18 protein-coding genes and 1 tRNA gene are annotated in these 16,500 nt (G+C 67.7%); 5 read left to right on the top strand and 14 right to left on the bottom strand.

From position 1 onward, the window contains the following. Positions 1 to 107: 107 nt before the first annotated feature. From ACIQLD_RS01295 to dusB, 5 genes are all read right to left on the bottom strand, one after another. A tRNA-Asn gene (locus ACIQLD_RS01295) sits at positions 108 to 183 on the bottom strand. 97 nt (positions 184 to 280) lie between these two features. Next, positions 281 to 1,054 (bottom strand): ATP-binding cassette domain-containing protein, encoded by a 774-nt coding sequence (locus ACIQLD_RS01290; protein ID WP_402604150.1) that lies wholly within the window; start codon positions 1,052 to 1,054, stop codon positions 281 to 283. Between the two features lie 36 nt (positions 1,055 to 1,090). Continuing rightward, entirely contained in the window at positions 1,091 to 2,950 is a 1,860-nt protein-coding gene (gene dnaG / locus ACIQLD_RS01285; protein ID WP_402604147.1) for a DNA primase, read from the bottom strand. Further along, a complete protein-coding gene (locus ACIQLD_RS01280) occupies positions 2,950 to 4,335 on the bottom strand; it encodes a deoxyguanosinetriphosphate triphosphohydrolase (RefSeq protein WP_402604145.1) in 1,386 nt (461 codons plus the stop codon). The genes dnaG and ACIQLD_RS01280 overlap by 1 nt, the downstream gene beginning before the upstream one ends. Beyond that, positions 4,325 to 5,479, bottom strand: coding sequence for a tRNA dihydrouridine synthase DusB (gene dusB / locus ACIQLD_RS01275; RefSeq protein WP_402604142.1), 1,155 nt, complete (start codon positions 5,477 to 5,479; stop codon positions 4,325 to 4,327). Before dusB ends, ACIQLD_RS01280 begins: the two co-directional genes overlap by 11 nt. A 59-nt stretch (positions 5,480 to 5,538) precedes the next feature. On the opposite strand from dusB, the gene ACIQLD_RS01270 reads away from it, so the two are divergent. Further along, positions 5,539 to 6,033: a glutathione peroxidase gene (locus tag ACIQLD_RS01270; protein ID WP_402604138.1), complete on the top strand. Its 495-nt coding sequence runs from the start codon at positions 5,539 to 5,541 to the stop codon at positions 6,031 to 6,033. Positions 6,034 to 6,071: 38 nt separating this feature from the next. On the opposite strand, the gene ACIQLD_RS01265 is transcribed toward ACIQLD_RS01270, so the two are convergent. Continuing rightward, positions 6,072 to 6,758: a DsbA family protein gene (locus tag ACIQLD_RS01265; protein ID WP_402604135.1), complete on the bottom strand. Its 687-nt coding sequence runs from the start codon at positions 6,756 to 6,758 to the stop codon at positions 6,072 to 6,074. A gap of 68 nt (positions 6,759 to 6,826) precedes the next feature. Here ACIQLD_RS01265 and ACIQLD_RS01260 point away from each other — a divergent pair, with 68 nt between their 5' ends. Then, positions 6,827 to 7,438, top strand: a complete 612-nt coding sequence (locus ACIQLD_RS01260) for an AAA family ATPase (RefSeq protein WP_402604132.1) — start codon at positions 6,827 to 6,829, stop codon at positions 7,436 to 7,438. Here the strand turns inward: ACIQLD_RS01260 and ACIQLD_RS01255 are convergent. Both ACIQLD_RS01255 and recO read right to left on the bottom strand, forming a co-directional pair. Then, entirely contained in the window at positions 7,378 to 8,181 is an 804-nt protein-coding gene (locus tag ACIQLD_RS01255) for an isoprenyl transferase (RefSeq protein ID WP_402604130.1), read from the bottom strand. The genes ACIQLD_RS01260 and ACIQLD_RS01255 overlap by 61 nt on opposite strands. Beyond that, the gene (gene recO / locus ACIQLD_RS01250) at positions 8,178 to 8,921 is read right to left on the bottom strand and encodes a DNA repair protein RecO (protein ID WP_292761698.1); all 744 of its coding nucleotides are present in this window, start codon (positions 8,919 to 8,921) and stop codon (positions 8,178 to 8,180) included. Before recO ends, ACIQLD_RS01255 begins: the two co-directional genes overlap by 4 nt. A gap of 34 nt (positions 8,922 to 8,955) precedes the next feature. Here recO and ACIQLD_RS01245 point away from each other — a divergent pair, with 34 nt between their 5' ends. Continuing rightward, positions 8,956 to 9,654 (top strand): trimeric intracellular cation channel family protein, encoded by a 699-nt coding sequence (locus tag ACIQLD_RS01245; protein ID WP_402604127.1) that lies wholly within the window; start codon positions 8,956 to 8,958, stop codon positions 9,652 to 9,654. 15 nt (positions 9,655 to 9,669) lie between these two features. Here ACIQLD_RS01245 and ACIQLD_RS01240 read toward each other — a convergent pair whose 3' ends face one another. Then, positions 9,670 to 10,404 (bottom strand): TetR/AcrR family transcriptional regulator C-terminal domain-containing protein, encoded by a 735-nt coding sequence (locus ACIQLD_RS01240; RefSeq protein WP_402604124.1) that lies wholly within the window; start codon positions 10,402 to 10,404, stop codon positions 9,670 to 9,672. Positions 10,405 to 10,471: 67 nt separating this feature from the next. Here ACIQLD_RS01240 and ACIQLD_RS01235 point away from each other — a divergent pair, with 67 nt between their 5' ends. After that, complete coding sequence (locus ACIQLD_RS01235; protein ID WP_402604121.1) at positions 10,472 to 10,861, top strand: VOC family protein; 390 nt, start codon at positions 10,472 to 10,474, stop codon at positions 10,859 to 10,861. A 78-nt stretch (positions 10,862 to 10,939) separates the two neighbouring features. On the opposite strand, the gene leuA is transcribed toward ACIQLD_RS01235, so the two are convergent. Then, positions 10,940 to 12,694 carry a 2-isopropylmalate synthase gene (leuA, locus tag ACIQLD_RS01230; RefSeq protein WP_402604118.1) on the bottom strand — a complete coding sequence of 585 codons (1,755 nt, stop codon included), beginning with the start codon at positions 12,692 to 12,694 and terminating at the stop codon, positions 10,940 to 10,942. Between the two features lie 193 nt (positions 12,695 to 12,887). Here leuA and ACIQLD_RS01225 point away from each other — a divergent pair, with 193 nt between their 5' ends. Further along, a complete protein-coding gene (locus ACIQLD_RS01225; RefSeq protein ID WP_402604116.1) occupies positions 12,888 to 13,535 on the top strand; it encodes a hypothetical protein in 648 nt (215 codons plus the stop codon). A 1-nt stretch (position 13,536) separates the two neighbouring features. Here ACIQLD_RS01225 and ACIQLD_RS01220 read toward each other — a convergent pair whose 3' ends face one another. From ACIQLD_RS01220 to ACIQLD_RS01205, 4 genes are read right to left on the bottom strand one after another with little or no spacing between them, the layout of a single operon-like run. Further along, entirely contained in the window at positions 13,537 to 14,481 is a 945-nt protein-coding gene (locus tag ACIQLD_RS01220) for an NADP-dependent oxidoreductase (protein ID WP_402604114.1), read from the bottom strand. A 15-nt stretch (positions 14,482 to 14,496) separates the two neighbouring features. Then, positions 14,497 to 14,970, bottom strand: a complete 474-nt coding sequence (locus ACIQLD_RS01215; RefSeq protein WP_402604111.1) for a hypothetical protein — start codon at positions 14,968 to 14,970, stop codon at positions 14,497 to 14,499. Next, positions 14,967 to 15,947, bottom strand: a complete 981-nt coding sequence (locus tag ACIQLD_RS01210) for a hypothetical protein (RefSeq protein WP_402604108.1) — start codon at positions 15,945 to 15,947, stop codon at positions 14,967 to 14,969. Before ACIQLD_RS01210 ends, ACIQLD_RS01215 begins: the two co-directional genes overlap by 4 nt. Then, on the bottom strand, positions 15,940 to 16,467 hold the full coding sequence (locus ACIQLD_RS01205) for an RNA polymerase sigma factor (protein ID WP_402604105.1): 528 nt from the start codon (positions 16,465 to 16,467) through the stop codon (positions 15,940 to 15,942). Before ACIQLD_RS01205 ends, ACIQLD_RS01210 begins: the two co-directional genes overlap by 8 nt. Between the last annotated feature and the right edge of the window lie 33 nt (positions 16,468 to 16,500).

The raw sequence follows: 16,500 nt of genomic DNA, 5'->3' as shown, positions 1-16,500 counted from the left end.
GAGCCCCTTCGATCGGAGGGGCTCCTCTGTCGCATCAGCCGTTCGATCTCGACTGATCGACGGGGGCGAACGAGAAAAGCCCCCTCCGTGGAGGGGGCTTTTCTCGTTGGCTCCCCGGCTTGGACTCGAACCAAGAACCTGCCGGTTAACAGCCGGCTGCTCTGCCAATTGAGCTACCGAGGAATGTGCACCGCTGAGCGGGCAACTCGACAAGCTTAGCAAACTCCCGGACGTGTTCACGACACCGGGCCGCCCTTCGCGGATGCCGGGCGTGTCGGAGTCAGTGGTGCGAATCGGACTCCGCGTTCGGCACCCAGAGCAGATCCTTGCCCACGCCGCGCGCCACGACGTGTCCGTTACGGAGCATGAGCGTCTCGGCGTTCAACTCGCGGATGAAGTCGGCGTCGTTGGTCACGAGAAGCGCCGCCATCGCCTGCTCCTTGCGGCGACGGGTGATCGCGTCGAAGACGACCGGACGGACCTCGAGGTCGAGGTTCGCGAGCACCTCGTCGGCGATGAGCACCTTCGGCTCCAGGACGAACGACCGTGCGATCGCCACCCGCTGGCGCATCCCGGCACTGAGCTCGTAGGGGAACTTCGCCGCCGTGCCGAGCGGCAGGTGCAGCTCGTCCAACAGCGTGGCGACGCGGATCGAGAGCGCCTTCGTGTTCACCCGGCGCTCGCGGATGAGGATCGGCTCCGCGATCACCTCGTTCACGGTGAGCCGCGGCGGCAGGTCGGCCCCGGCACCCTGCGGTACGAATCCGGTGCGGTACGTGAGGATCCGATGCTTGCGGCCCGGGCGCCGCACGTCGACCCCGCAGACCTGAGCTCGCCCGCCGACGACCTTGACGGACGGGTCGGTGGATCCGGCGAGAGCGGCGACCAACGTCGACTTGCCGGACCCTGTGGGCCCGGCGACGCAGATCAGTTCGCCGGGCGCGAGAGAGAAGGTGACGCCATCGACGGCACGCGTCGGCATCCCGTGGCCGATGCGGTCGATCACCAGATCGGAGCAATCGATCGCGTTCGTGGATTCGGGCCTACGGGACATGACTCCATCCTGCCCTCTGCGCGAGGCCGGTCCGCGTTACGACTCGGCGAAGCGTTGACGCTCTGCGTCGATGTCTCGCAACCGCATCCGCAGGGCACGACCACCGTCGGAGTCGGCAGGTACTCGCTGCACCGCACCGAGGAGCTCCTGCTTCTCGTGCTCGAGCTGACGGAGCACGAGACGGCGGGTGAGGTCGGCCACGGTGGCCACGGCGCGCTCTTCGTCACGGGCGGGGAACGGCGTCATCAGCAGCTCCCCCGCGAGTGAACGGTAGGGCTCACGGACGCTGTTCACGGCCTCCGTCACCCATCCGGCCCTGGTGCGGTCGGGAGCCGCAGCGACGGCCTCACGCACGGCGTCCAGACCGGAAGTCCGGAACGGCGCCTCCAACGCCCTGTTGAGGAGCGCCTGGTCGACCTGGTGTCCGTATTGCAGGGCACCCATCAGCGCGTCGCGTTCGACGGCGACGTCGGGGCTGCGCGGCAGGCTCGCCAGAGTGACCGGAGCGACGACGGGAGCGCCCGTCGCCGCGTCGATCAGCGGAGCCTCCCGACGCACCTGCTGCGGAGCAGCCGCGCCGCGCGCCGCGCGTTCGACCTCGCTGCGCACCTCGGTGGGGTCCATCCCGAGCCGACGCGCCAGCACGCGCTCGTACCCGGGGCGAAGCAGCTGGTCGCGGATCTCGGCCACGATGGGCGCGGCCGCCCGCAGTGCACCGACCCGCCCCTCGACGGTGGAGAGGTCGAAACCTCCGAGCTTGCGGTCGATCGCGAACTCGAACATCGGCTGCTTCGCGTCCATCAGCCCGCGAACGGCCGCATCTCCCCGTTGGAGCCGCAGATCGCACGGATCCATACCGTCGGGAGCGACGGCGACGAACGTCTGCGCGTTGAACCGGTCGTCTTCCGTGAAAGCGCGCAGGGCGGCCTTCTGTCCGGCCTCGTCACCGTCGAAGGTGAAGACGACCTCGCCCGATGCGTTGTCGTCGCCCATGACCCGGCGCAGCACCTTGATGTGCTCGGTGCCGAACGCGGTGCCGCAGGTCGCGATCGCGGTCGTGAGACCGGCGAGGTGACAGGCCATCACGTCGGTGTATCCCTCGACCACGACGACGCGGCGAGGATCCCCGCGTGCGATGTCGCGCTTGGCGAGATCGAGTCCGTAGAGCACCTGCGCCTTCTTGTAGATCGGCGTCTCCGGGGTGTTCAGGTACTTCGGCCCCTGGTCGTCGTCGAACAGCTTGCGGGCGCCGAAGCCGATGGTCTGCCCCGAGACGTCCCGGATCGGCCACACCAGCCGCCCACGGAATCGGTCGTAGACACCCCGCTGCCCCGTCGACACGAGACCGGCATTGCTGAGCTCCTCGCGCGTGAATCCCTGCGCGGTGAGCGCCTTGAGCATCCCATCCCAGCCGCGCGGCGCGAAGCCGACACCGAAATGCGCCGCTGCACCCGCATCGAACCCGCGCTCCCCGAGGAAGCGTCGCCCGGCCTCGGCGTCGGGGGTGAGCAGCTGCGCACGGAAGAATTCCGCCGCTGCGGTGTTGGCGGCGTAGAGACGGCTGCGGCCGCTGGTCTCGGGCGCTGCTCCCCCGTCTTCATAGTGCAGCGTGTACCCGATGCGCCCGGCCAGACGCTCGACCGCCTCCGTGAAGCTGACGTGATCCATCTCCCGCAGGAAGGAGTAGACGTCGCCCGACTCCCCGCACCCGAAGCAGTGGTAGTACCCCACCTGCTGGCGCACATGGAAGCTCGGGCTCTTCTCATCGTGGAAAGGACACAGCCCCTTGAGCGACCCGACACCGGCCGATCTGAGAGCGACACGCTCCCCGATGATGTCGGCGATGTTGGTCCGCGCCTTCACCTCGTCGACATCGGCCTGCAGGATCCGCGGCATCAGTGCGCCCTCTCGGCGACGGGCAACCGCTCCGCGTGCGCCTGCGCGCCGGGACGGGCGTGGCGCGGGGTCCAGATGCCCACCTCGGCCGGATCGATCTCTCCCACCAGGCGGTTGTGCCAGTCGATCGCACTCTGATCGGTGAGGCTCGCGATCTGGTCCACCACGACCCTGGCACGCTCGGCATCGTTCTGCGCGGCGATGAAGTCGGCGGCGAATGCGGGCTCGAGCACATCCGAGCCGGCGGACCACAGCGCATCGGTCGACCAGAGCGCGTCGGCGAGTCGCTTCAGCACACGCCGCTGCTCCTTGTAGACGCCCTTGCGCGCCTCGATCGTGACGATCGCCTGGCCCATGATGCCCTTGAGAACGGCGATCTCGACCTCGATCACCCGCGGGACGATGACGTGGGCGTTGTAGCGGACCAGAGCCGTCGTGCCGTAGGCCTCCTTGGTGGCGGAGACGGAGGCGCGGGCGAAGCGTCCGATCAGATCGCTGGTCAAGTTCTTGAGACGGGCGAGAGCCTGACGGGAGCGGTCGAACGAGGAGAGCCACATCGGTTGCGACGCGAGTCGGTACAGCGCATCGGCGAGCTCGTCGCGGGTGAAGTCGTATCCCACCCACTGCTGGATCCGACCGACGAGCGCGTCGTGCTGGCGCGGGTCGGCGAGCTGAGCGACGTCGACATAGCCGTTGACGATCGCGTCCTCGAAGTCGTGGACCGAATAGGCGATGTCGTCGGAGAGATCCATGATCTCGGCTTCGATGCACCGGAGCCGCCCTGGCGCACCCTCACGCATCCAGCGGAAGACCGCCTCATCCTCGGGATACACACCGAACTTCAGGCGCCCACCCGGGTCGGGCACGGGGCTGTCCACCGTCCACGGGTACTTGCACGTGGCATCGAGGCTGGCACGGGTCAGGTTCAGGCCCACGGAGCGATCGTCGTCGTCGAGGACCTTCGCCTCGAGTCGCGAGAGGATGCGCAGGGACTGGGCGTTCCCCTCGAAGCCCCCGATGGGTTCGGCCCATTCGTTGAGGGCCCGCTCGCCGTTGTGGCCGAAGGGCGGATGCCCCAGATCATGGCTGAGACATGCCGTGTCGACGACGTCGGCCGACACGTCGAGGGCGACCGCGAGCTCGCGCCCGACCTGCGCGACCTCGAGGGAATGCGTCAGACGATTGCGCGCGAAGTCGGCCGTGCTGGCGGGGCTGAGCACCTGCGTCTTCGCCGCGAGCCGTCGCAGCGCCGCGGAGTGCAGCACGCGTGCGCGGTCGCGGGCGAAGTCGTTGCGCTCGGATCGATGCGTCTCGGCGAAGAAGCGCTCGGCGTCTCGTGCGTCGTAGCCGTCGGCGCGCCGGCCGACCTGAGGGTCAACCGCCACTGTTCTCGATCTCCGCTCCACGCATCATCTCGGAGGCGGACGACGCGAGTTCTCGCGACTCCAGCCACTTGTCCGGCAGTGCCGTCCGCTTGGGGTGCCCTGATCGACCGCGCTGGCCCTCGGCATCCGCACCCGGGTACGGCGCCGTGTGATCCAGTCGCCCGAGGAAGTCGTCGATCTCCGCCAGACTGGAGGCGGTCGCGAGTCCTGTGCGGATGTCCCCGCCGACCGGGTAGCCCTTGAAGTACCACGACACGTGCTTGCGCACATCGCGGCACCCGCGGTCTTCGTCCTCGAAGAACTCGACGAGCAGCTCGGCGTGACGGCGGAAGGCGTTCGCCACGAAACCGAGCGTCGCGTCGACCGTCTTGCCCTCTCCTCCGAACGCGGTGGCCAGCTCACCGAACAGCCACGGGCGCCCGAGGCAGCCACGCCCGACGACGACACCGTCGCAGTCGGTCTGAGCCATCATGCGCACGGCGTCGTCGGCCGACCAGATGTCGCCGTTGCCGAGCACCGGGATGCTGGTGACGGCCTGCTTGAGCTCACCGATGGCGTTCCAGTCGGCGTTTCCGGAGTAGAACTCGCCCGCGGTGCGCGCGTGCAGCGCGACAGCGGCAGCCCCCGCATCTTCGGCGGCACGACCGGCATCGAGGAACGTCAGGTGGTCCTTGTCGATGCCCTTGCGCATCTTGACCGTGAGAGGCACGTCACCGGCGGCCTTGACGGCCTGGTCCACGATGTCGGCGAACAGCTTCGACTTCCAGGGCAGCGCCGCTCCCCCGCCGCGGCGGGTGACCTTCGGCACCGGGCATCCGAAGTTGAGGTCGATGTGGTCGGCGTGGTCCTCGGCGACGATGATGCGAACGGCCTCGGCGATGGTCTTCGGGTCGACGCCGTACAGCTGGATCGACCGCGGCGTCTCGGACTCGTGGTGGCGGATCAGTCGCATGGTGGTCTCGTTGCGCTCGACGAGAGCGCGAGAGGTGATCATCTCGCTGACGTAGAGCCCGGCGCCGTACTCACGGCACAGACGCCGGAAGGCGGTGTTGGTGATCCCCGCCATGGGTGCGAGGACGACCGGCACGTCGAGATCGATCGGACCGATACGAAGGGGGCGGGCGGGGGCGGTGGCGAGAGTCATGTCCCCTCTATTCTCCCAGACGCGGAGCCCCTGGGGATGCGGCGATCTAAGCTGTGAATATGACCGAATCCGCGCTCCGTACGATCCCGTTCACCGACGCGAAGGGCGAGGAGAAGACCCTCGACGATCTCGGCGCCGACGTGGTGCTGGTCGTGAACGTCGCCTCCAAGTGCGGCCTCACGCCCCAGTACGAGCAGCTCGAGGAGCTGCAGCGACTGTACGGCGACCGCGGATTCACCGTCGTCGGCTTCCCGTGCAACCAGTTCTTCGGTCAGGAGCCGGGCTCGGTGGACGACATCCTCGAGTTCTGCTCGACCACCTACGGCGTCACCTTCCCGGTTAACGACAAGGTCAAGGTCAACGGCAAGAACGCCTCCGAGCTCTACAAGGCGCTCAAGGAGACCCCGGACGCCGGTGGAAAGGCCGGCCGCGTCGAGTGGAACTTCGAGAAGTTCCTCGTGCTGCCGGACGGGGACGTCCTGCGCTTCCGCCCGAAGCAGAAGCCGGACGCCCCCGAGATCGTCAGCGCGATCGAAGCGGCCTTGACCCGCTAGAACGGGCGAGCCGTCAGCCGTCAACCGACACCGATCGGTCAGACGGACGCTGTCTCCGTCTCAGCCTCTCCGCGCTTCGACCAGAGGTCACGGAGCACGTTCTCGAACGCCGCGGGCGGCTGCGCACCGCTGATGCCGTACTGTCCGTCGACGACGAAGAACGGCACGCCCTGAATACCGTAGGCGCGGGCCTGCGCCTGGTCCTGACGGACCGCCGGGAGGTACTGATCGCTCTCGAGAGCCGCGCGAGCGCGATCCGCGTCGAGGCCCACCTCGGTCGCGAGCTCGACGAGGTCGTCGATGCGGCCGACGTGCTTGCCCTCGGTGAAGTAGGCGGACATCAGCCGCTCCTCCATCTCGTGCTGCAGCCCTTCGGCCTTCGCGAAGTGCAGCAGCTCATGAGCCTTGACGGTGTTGGTGTGCTGCAGCAGATCGAAGCGGTACTCGAGTCCCGCGTTCGCGGCGACACCGGTCACGTTCGAGAGCATCTGCTCGACCTGCTCGCGCGGCATGCCCTTGTGTCCGGCGAGGAAGTCGATCTCGTCGCCGTCGAAGTCGACGGGGGTGTCGGGCGAGAGCTCGAACGAATGGAAGGTGATGTTGACCTGCGGCGCGTCCTCATCTGCGGAGACCGCTTCGAGACCCTTCTCGAGGTTGCGCTTGCCGATGTAGCACCAGGGGCAGGCGATGTCGGACCAGATGTCGATGGAGATGGGTTCAGTCACATCATCATCCAACCGCATGGTTCTATGAGCTATTCCTCGGGTGCTCGACCCGCGGATAGGATGCACGGATGCTCTCCGCCGACGACCCCGTGCTGTTCCGGCCCCAGCGGGTTCTGGTGGCGGGCGTCTCCGGCTCGGGGAAGACGACGCTGTCGAGGCGCATCGGCACGATGTGGGGCCTGCGTCACGTCGAGCTCGACGGGCTGTTCCACGGACCGAACTGGACTCCACGACCGGAGTTCCTCGATGACGTGCGCGCATTCGCCGCCAATGATCGTTGGGTCACCGAGTGGCAGTACACGAGCAAGGGCACGGATGCGATCCTCACACCGCGCGCACAACTCGCCGTGTGGCTGGACTATCCCTACCGCGTGGTGCGCGCCCGCTTGATCCGGCGTACGCTCGCTCGCGGCATCCTCCGACTCGAGCTCTGGAACGGCAACCGCGAGAAGGGACCGTGGAACCTGCTGAACCGCGATCCAGAGGAGAACATCCTCGCGTGGCAGTCGGCGACGCTCCACAAATGGGCGGAGCGATTCCCCGAGCTCCAGGAGCGCTTCCCCCACCTGGTCATCGTGAGGCTTCGCCATCCGCGGGAGACCGAGCGGTGGCTCCGGGCTCAGGCCGGGGTGTCCGGTGTGTCGATCGCGCCGCCGAAGCGACGGTCGCGCGACAGGTAGATGCCGATGGCGCGCCACAGCTCCTCGCGCGAGAAGTCGGGCCAGAGGGTGTCGAGGAACACCATCTCGGCGTAGGCCGACTCCCACAGCAGGAAGTTCGAGGTGCGCTGTTCCCCCGAGCTGCGCAGGAACAGATCGACGTCCGGCATGTCGGGCACATACAGGTTCCGGCGGATCATCTTCTCGGTGATCGCCTTCGGCTTCACCCGTCCGGCGGCGACGTCCTCGGCGATCGCCCGCATCGCATCGACGAGCTCGACTCTGCCCCCGTAGTTCACGCACATCGTGAGGGTGAGCACGTCGTTGCCGCTGGTGAGCTGCTCGGCGTGCTGGAGCTCCTTGATGACGCTTCCCCACAGACGCGGCTTGCGCCCGGCCCAGCGGATCCGCACACCCCATTCATTGAGCTGATCACGGCGTCGGTGCAGCACGTCGCGGTTGTACCCCATGAGGAAGCGGACCTCCTCGGGAGAACGCGCCCAGTTCTCGGTCGAGAACGCGTACACGGAGAGATGCTTCACGCCGGCCTGGATCGCCCCGGCGACCACATCGAGCAGCACCTCCTCCCCTGCTTTGTGACCTTCGATCCGGTTGAGACCCCGGCGGTTGGCCCAGCGGCCATTGCCGTCCATGACGATCGCCACATGCTCGGGCACGGCCCGGAATGCGGGGGGATGCACCCCGGTCCAGTCCAGCGGGCGATAGGCCACGGCGTCCTTATGCGTGTACGGCTTCGGGCTCACCGTTCTCCTTCCGAAGGGATGTCGGACACGTGGGCGAGGGAGCGGATCCCGCGTTCCAGATGCCATTGAGCGTAGGCGGAGACGAGCCCGGAGGCAGCGGCTGTGTCGGCCGGCGAAGACGCGTCGATGACGTCCCACTCCCCCGCGATCAGCGCCCGCAGCAGCGACAGGGTCTTCTCGGCGACGCGCGGGCTTCCGGCCGGAGCGCAGTTCTGGCACACCAGTCCGCCCAACTGCGCAACGAAACGCGAGTGCGGCCCAGGAGTGCCGCAGCGGGCGCACTCGTCCAGAGAGGGCGCCCACCCCGACAGCGACATCACCCGCAGCAGATACGAGTCGAGGATGCTCCGGGCGACATGCTCGCCGCGCGACAGCGCGCGCAGCCCGCCGACGAGGAGAAGATACTGGTCTGGCGTCGCCTCGGAATCGCTCAGGCGGTCGGCCGTCTCCACCATCGCGTTGGCCGCGGTGAACCGGTCGTAGTGCGCGGCGATGTCCGTTCCGTAGGAACCGAGCGACTCGGCCTGCTGCACGATGTCGAGGGAGCGGCCCTGGTACAGCTGCACGTCGGCGACCATGAAGGGCTCGAGCCTCGCCCCGAACTTCGACGATGTCCGGCGTACGCCCTTCGCCACCGCGCGGACCTTGCCATGTCGCCGCGAGAGCATGATGACGATGCGATCCGCCTCACCGAGCTTGTGGGTGCGCAGGATCACCGCTTCGTCTCGATAGGTGGGCACCCTCCGATTATCCTCCGTACGCGAGAATGGACGCGTGACCGAACCGCTCTTCACCATTCCGCTGTGGGCGGACCTGCTCGGCGTCGGCCTCGGCGGGGTGCAGGGTGCGATGTTCGCATCGGGGTTCCAAGGCCAGCGACGGCTCGACTGGCTCGGCGTCTCGATCATCGGCATCATGATCGGGATGGGCGGCGGCCTGATCCGCGACATCCTGCTCGGGCAGACACCCGCCACGCTGCAGAACCAGTGGTACCTGGTCACGGCGGGAGGGGCAGCGCTGCTCGGCATGCTGCTCGCCGGGCTGTTCACCCGGCTGAACACCGTGATCGTGGTCCTCGATGCCGTGGTCATCGGCATGTTCGGTGCCTTCGGCACCAGCAAGGCCCTCGCGTTCGGGATCCCCGAGGTTCCCGCCGTCTTCATCGGCGTCTGCGCCGCGGTCGGCGGCAGCGTGCTCCGCGACATGTTGATGGGCCTTCCGACCGCGATCATGCACGTCGGCTCGCTCTACGCGGTCGCCGCGGGGGCCGGATGCACGTTCATCGTGATCGCCGTCGCTCTCGGGATGCCGATCACGCTCGCGGCGGTCATCGGCATCGCCGTCACGGCCGTCATCCGCGTGCTCGCCGTCACGTTCGACGTCTCCCTACCCGAGCAGCGGCGCATCTACCGTCGCAAGGTGGCCGCGGAGACGGGCGCGATCGCGATCGTCAAGCCCAGCGCCGACCGCTGAGACACACGGCACTCTTCAGCGCGCCGGCGAGTCCGACATGATGCCGGCGAGCCCGTCGATCACCCGCGCCAGACCGAACTCCCACGCGACCTCGGCGTCGTAAGGGCCGTCCATCGCCTCGCCCGCCGCGTCTCCGACGGCCTGGGCGAGAGGGAAGTCCGCACCGAGATAGCTCGTCAACCGCGGCGCGGCGTCGGCCCAGAACGGTCCGAACCGCTCCCTCTCTGCGCTTGCGCGCATTCTCGCCGCCGTCGCCCTCACGAAGTCGAGAACGAACGACAACGCGGCATCACGCTCGACGGCGGACAGTCCGGTGTCGTCGAACGCCCCCAACTCGCGGTCGTACTTCGCAATCGTTCCGGGGCCGACGACGACCCGAGCATCGTCGATGTCCAGCATCCATGCGTGCGCGCGGAACAGCGCGAGATTCTCGTCGGCCACGCGACGCACCTGCGCTCGCCACCCCGCCTCGACGTCCGGTGACGTCGCCATCCTCATGTGAACCTCGTCGACCATCAGGACGAGGAGGTCGGCCCGACTGTTGACGTGCGTGTACACCGACATCGCGGTGAGATCGAGCGACTGCGCCAGCGCACGGATCGTCATCGCCTCGGCCCCACCGGCGTCCGCGAGTTCGATCGCCCCGGACACCACGACGTCGACCGACACGCGGGCTCGGGGGCCGCGACGGCCATCCGTTCGGTCGGAGGCGTCCTTGCGCCAGAGCAGGTCCACGAGATTCTTGGCCATTTCGGAATACCCTTCCTCGTCGACGCCTTAACTCTGTACGTTGTACGTAGTTTATGACAGGAGAGCCGTGAACATCACTCAGACCGCTATCTCGCTCAACGTCGCCGACGTCGCCGCCTCGGCGTCTTTCGCGAAGACCCACTTCGGTTTCGAGGAGGCGATGTCCGCCGAGGGCTTCGTCTCCCTGCAACACCCGGGCTCGCCACAGAACATCATCTTCCTCGAAACCGGGCTGAGTACGTTCCGCCCGCAGGAGATCTCCGGTTCCGCAGGAGAAGGCACGCTGCTCGTGTTCGTCGTCGACGACATCGACCGTGAATTCGCCCGCATCTCCGACGCCGGAGCACGCATCATCACTCCCCCGGAGACCGAGCCCTGGGGTGAGCGCTACTGCCAGTTCGCCGATCCGAACGGACTCGTCTGGCAGTTGGTGCAATGGGTCGAACAGACCCCCTGACACCGAAGCACGCGCACAGACGACGGCGGCCGGGATCCTCGTGGGATTCCGGCCGCCGTCGTCGTCGAGGGGAGCCGGTCAGACGGCCGCGAGCTCCTGCTGACGCGTGCGGATCGATCGGTTCACACCCGACACGATCGCCTTGAGAGACGCGGTAGAGATGTCGCCGTCGATACCGACACCCCACAGGCGCTGGTCGCCGACCTGCAGTTCGACGTAGGCCGCCGCCTGCGCGTCGCCGCCGGCGCTGAGAGCGTGCTCGACGTAGTCGTACACCGTGATGTCGAAGCCCTGGCCGCGCAGCACCTCGACGAAGGCGGCGACGGGGCCGTTCCCGTTGCCGGTGACGGACACCTGCTGATCGTCGTCGCGCAGGACCACGTCGAGCGCGACGTCACCGGACATGTCGCTGCGGGTCTGCGTGGCGAGCAGCTCGAAGCGGCCCCACTTCGCCGCCGTGTCGATCGCCGGAAGGTACTCGTCGTTGAAGATCGACCAGATCTGCTCGCTCGTGACCTCTCCACCCTCGGCATCCGTCTTCGCCTGCACGACGCCCGAGAACTCGATCTGGAGCTTGCGGGGCAGATCGATCGCGTGGTCGGCCTTCAGCAGGTAGGCGACGCCGCCCTTGCCGGACTGCGAGTTCACGCGGATGACGGCCTCGTAGGAGCGACCGAGGTCCTTCGGGTCGACGGGCAGGTACGGCACGGCCCACTCGATGTCGTCGACCGTGACGCCCTCGGCCTCGGCACGCACGGCCATGGCCTCGAAACCCTTCTTGATCGCGTCCTGGTGCGATCCGCTGAACGCGGTGAAGACGAGGTCGCCGGCCCACGGGCTGCGCTCCGGCACCGGCAGCTGGTTGCAGTACTCGACCGTGCGCTTGACCTGGTCGATGTCGCTGAAATCGATCTGCGGGTCGATGCCCTGGGTGAAGAGGTTAATGCCCAGCGCGACGATGTCGACGTTGCCCGTGCGCTCGCCGTTGCCGAACAGGCAGCCCTCGATGCGGTCAGCTCCGGCCATGTAGCCGAGCTCGGCGGCGGCGATCGCCGTGCCACGGTCGTTGTGCGGGTGCAGCGAGAGGATCACGTTCTCGCGGTGCGCGAGGTGGCGGCTCATCCACTCGATCGAGTCGGCGTACACGTTCGGGGAGGCCATCTCGACCGTCGCGGGCAGGTTGATGATCACCTTGCGGTCCGGCGTGGGCTCGAACACCTCGATCACCTGGTTGCAGATGTCGACGGCGAACTCGAGCTCGGTGCCGGTGTAGCTCTCGGGCGAGTACTCGTAGAAGACCTTCGTGTCGGGAATGGTCTTCTCGAACTGGCGGCACAGTCGCGCACCTTCGAGAGCGATGTCGATGATGCCCTGCTTATCGGTGCGGAACACGACCTCGCGCTGCAGCACGCTCGTCGAGTTGTACAGGTGCACGATGGCCTGCTTGGCGCCGGCGATCGACTCGTACGTGCGGGCGATGAGGTGCTCACGCGCCTGGGTCAACACTTGGATGGTGACGTCGTCGGGGATCAGGTTCTCTTCGATGAGCTGACGGACGAAGTCGAAGTCGGTCTGGCTCGCCGAGGGGAAGCCGACCTCGATCTCCTTGTAGCCCATGCTGACGAGCAGCTCGAACATGACGCGCTTGCGCTCGGGCGACATCGGATCGATGAGCGCCTGGTTGCCGTCGCGGAGGTCGACTGCGCACCAGCGCGGGGCCTCGGTGATGCGGGCATCGGGCCAGGTACGGTCAGGCAGGTGGACGTTGATCTGCTCGTGGAACGGCCGGTACTTGTGGATCGGCATCGCGGACGAGCGCTGAGTGTTCTGCATGATGGGGCTTCTTCTCTTCGTTAAGATGAACGGGCCAACACAAGCGCCGCGACGAGGAAGGCCCTAGCTTTAGGACTCGTCGCGGCAGCTAAGAAGAAGCAGACCGCCGAAAGGCATGTCGTCATGCTAGCAGGGATGCCCTCGCAGTTTCGACGAGTGTGAGACGATCCGGACGGCGCCGACACTCGTCGGTATGAGCACACCGCAGCGTCGCCTGTCCATCGCCGCGGCCTCGGCCGTCGGCCTGCTGCTCCTGAGCGCGTGCACGACGGGTCCGGGAAGCGCCCCGGCTCCGACGAGCACGACGTCGTCGTCCGAGCAGCGCCTCGAGAAGGTCCGGCCCGACCTCCCCGAAGGGCGTGTCATCGGAGTGGGCACGGTGCTGGACGCGGGCGGTGAGGTGCAGCTGTGCATGGGAGCGATCATGGAGTCGTATCCCCCGCAGTGCACGGGTGTTCCCGTCGACGACTGGTCCTGGGACGGTGTGGAGGGCAGCGAGTCCAGCGGGGAGACGACGTGGGGCGCATACGCCGTGTACGCCACCTTTGACGGTGAGCGACTCGCCAACACCGATCCGCCGATCATGCTCGCGCTCTTCGACCCGATCGCCCCGGCGGATCCGATGAATGGGGTCGATGGCACGACGCCGAACGAAGACCTTAGCCGGATCCAGGACGACATCTCCGCCCGCCTCGGCGATGAGGCGCTCACGGTCCACACCGATCGCGGCTACGTCTGGCTCGGCGTCGTATGGGATGACGGGACCATCCAGGACGCCGCGGATGCGGAGTACGGAGACGGCGTCGTGGTCGTGACGTCCGCGCTCCGGGAGATCGACTGAGCTACGGGATCAGAGCGATCTTGCCGCCGGGATGGCCGGTGGCGAGGAGCCGGTGCGCCGCCAGGGCGTCGGCCAGGGGGAAGGTGCGTGCCACCGGGACCACGAGATCGCCGTTCTGCGCCAGCGCGGTCAGCTCGCCGCGAACCTCATCGCGGAAACGGGCGCTCTCCGGCATCGAACCCGCGATGGCGAGGATGCCCTCGGCCCCCGCGCGACCCGCGGCCGCGATCGTGACGATCCGCCCACGGTCGGTGACGAGTTCGAGGGACACGTCCACGGCCTCCCGCGTTCCCACCGCGTCCAATGCCGCAGCGATCGGAGCGTCGGCCAGCTCGCGCACACGATCGGAGAGCCCGGATCCGTAACGCACAGGAACGCCTCCGAACCTTCGAACCTCGTCGAGGCGGGCCTCGCTCGCTGTTCCGATGGCGCGGATTCCCCGGAGCCGTGCCTGCTGCAGCACGCTCACCCCGACAGCACCGGAAGCGCCGTGGAGAAGGATCGTCTCCCCCGGCGCCGCACCGGTGACGGCGAGCATCTCGGCTGCCGTGGTACCGACGAGCAGCAGATTCGCGGCCTCGGGATGCGTGAGTGTCGACGGTTTGGCGAACACCTTCTCGGAGGGCACCGTGATCTCGGTCGCGTAGCCACCGCGGATGCGGAAGGCGATGACCTCGTCGCCGATGTCGACGGCACCCGAACCGATACGGGTGTCCGCGCCGACGGCCGAGACCTCGCCCGAGACCTCGTACCCGATCGGAACGGGCAGCTCGATGCCCGACCGGGAGACGGCGACATGCTTCGCGTCTGCGGGGTTCACGCCGGCGGCATGGACACGGATCGTGACCTCACCCGGTGCGGGGACGCGCACCTCATGCTCGACGAACGCCCAGGTCTCGGGCGAGCCCCATACCGGCGCGATCCACTGCCGTTCAGTCGAGGTCACAGCGGGCGTCGCTTCTCAGAGGACGCAGCGCAGGTTCGTGACGGTGCCCGACACGTTGGACCAGTTCCCTGCGTAGATCGTGGCGAGCACGGTCGATCCGTTTCGGGGTTCCATGTAGCCGGAAGCCCGTGCATTCGCCGCCGACCTGGTCACGAAGCTCGCAGGAACGGCGTTGACGCTGCACGAGCTGAAGCTCAGGATGCTCCCGCCGAGGGACGCGAGATTGAATGCACAGGTCTTGCCGGTCGCGCAGCCCCCGACTGTGCGGGCGGAAACGCTCGACATGCCGATGACCTGCAGCTCCATGCCGAGGTCCGGCCACACCGCTCGCGTCGCGTCGACGACGATGCCGCCCGGCACCTCATCGAGCATGGCAGCGACGGCAGGATCGACCTCACGATCGCTCGGGCCTGCCGCCATCGCCGGAGTCGCCCCGAGCGTCACGAGCAGACCCAGGACGATCGCCCCGAGAGCTTTCGATCGCCTCATCGGAACACATCCTCATCGACGTCCCACATCTGATACGAGATGATCGAGCCCGCGGCGAAGAGCTCATCGGCGATCAGAACGGTGCGCTCCACCCCGACGATCCTTCCCGTATCACGGGACACCAGGACCACGTCGCTCACCGCCCCATCGGGCGACTGCACGCGGATGCCCGTGACGGGTCGCCCCAGCCGATCCGTCGTCGTCCCCAGCGCCTGACCACCACCGGCGTCTTCGAGGAGGAGCAACAGCTCGCGGTGCTGCGCATTCGTCAAAGTCCATTGGCCGAGGACGGAGGTGAATGCGGTCTCCACGTCGTATGCCGTCGGCTCGTCCGGCATTCCGAACGCACGGAGGATCGCCACCATGTCGTCGTGCGTCTCGCCGGGCACGGCTGTCCAGGGAGTCGTGAAGTCCCCGGGTGCCATCACCAGATCGTTGACCACTCTTCCGCTGCTGGTGACCTCGGCTGCATTGCTCGCCACCGCGTCCGAGGGGTCGTACGGAACACCGTCGATCGTGGTGGCACGTCCGGAACCATCCGGTTCCCATGTGAGCGTCGAAAGCTGGGGCACGACCGTCGTGGTCTTCGAATCGACCTCGACGTTGAATCCCCAGGAGGCGGTCCTGACCGAGCGCTCCGGAACGCCGGGACCGGTAGTCGCGGCGAGGCTCGCATCGGCCCCGTCGACGACCTGAGCGACCGTGACCGAGCCGTCGAAGTCGAGCGGTGACGGCATCCCGGCCACCGCCGCGCCCTGTGGGGAGAACACGGCGAAGGCCAGAGCAGTCGAGGCTGCGACCGCGGTCAGGCCGGAAGCCCAGCCGAGTGCACGCCGACGGCGACGCCTCGGTGCGGTGCTCGTGCGAAGGATGCGGTCGCGCGTCGCCAGAGCCCGCGCGTCGGGCGCAGCGTCACGCGGAGTCGGTGCGGGATCGGCATCGCTCAGCATCCGCTCGAGCACGGCGTTGTCAGTCATCACCCGTTGTCCGCCCCTCCAGGCCCAGCTCCGCACACAGGCGATCCCGCGCGCGTCCCAGCGTCTTCCGCACTCGGAACTCGGAAGCGCGCAACAACTCCGCGATCTCCCCCACCGTGAGTCCGTCCCAGTACGTGAGCATGATGATACGCCTCTGACCTGGAGTGAGGACAGCCAAAGCCCGCAGGACCGCGACGCGAACACGCTGATCAGGGCCGCTCTCTTCGCCGGAGAGCCCCAGATGCACGGCGTCGAGCGCACCGTAGGGCATGGACGCCCGGCCGGAACGAGCCCGCAGCCGCCGATCCGTCGCCCGCAGCAGCCAGACGCGGCTCGGCGGTCGTGCGGGTCTGAGCCTGGTCCACGCGAGCAGGAACACCTCGGAGACGATCTCGGTCACCTCGTCCTCGGCGCCGACGACGCCCTCGATGTGGTGCCGCACTGCTGCCCAGTGCTCATCGAACACTCGGGTGAAGACCTCGTTGCGCAGCGGATTCGGGTCTTCGCTGCGACCGCTCATGTCGTCGGGGTCGGCGGCCTTCCCGCCGCCATC

The organism is Microbacterium sp. NPDC091662, from assembly GCF_044756705.1.
Lineage (GTDB): Bacteria > Actinomycetota > Actinomycetes > Actinomycetales > Microbacteriaceae > Microbacterium.
Note: the sequence above shows the minus strand (reverse complement) of the source record. Positions and strands in the feature narration are given on the sequence as shown.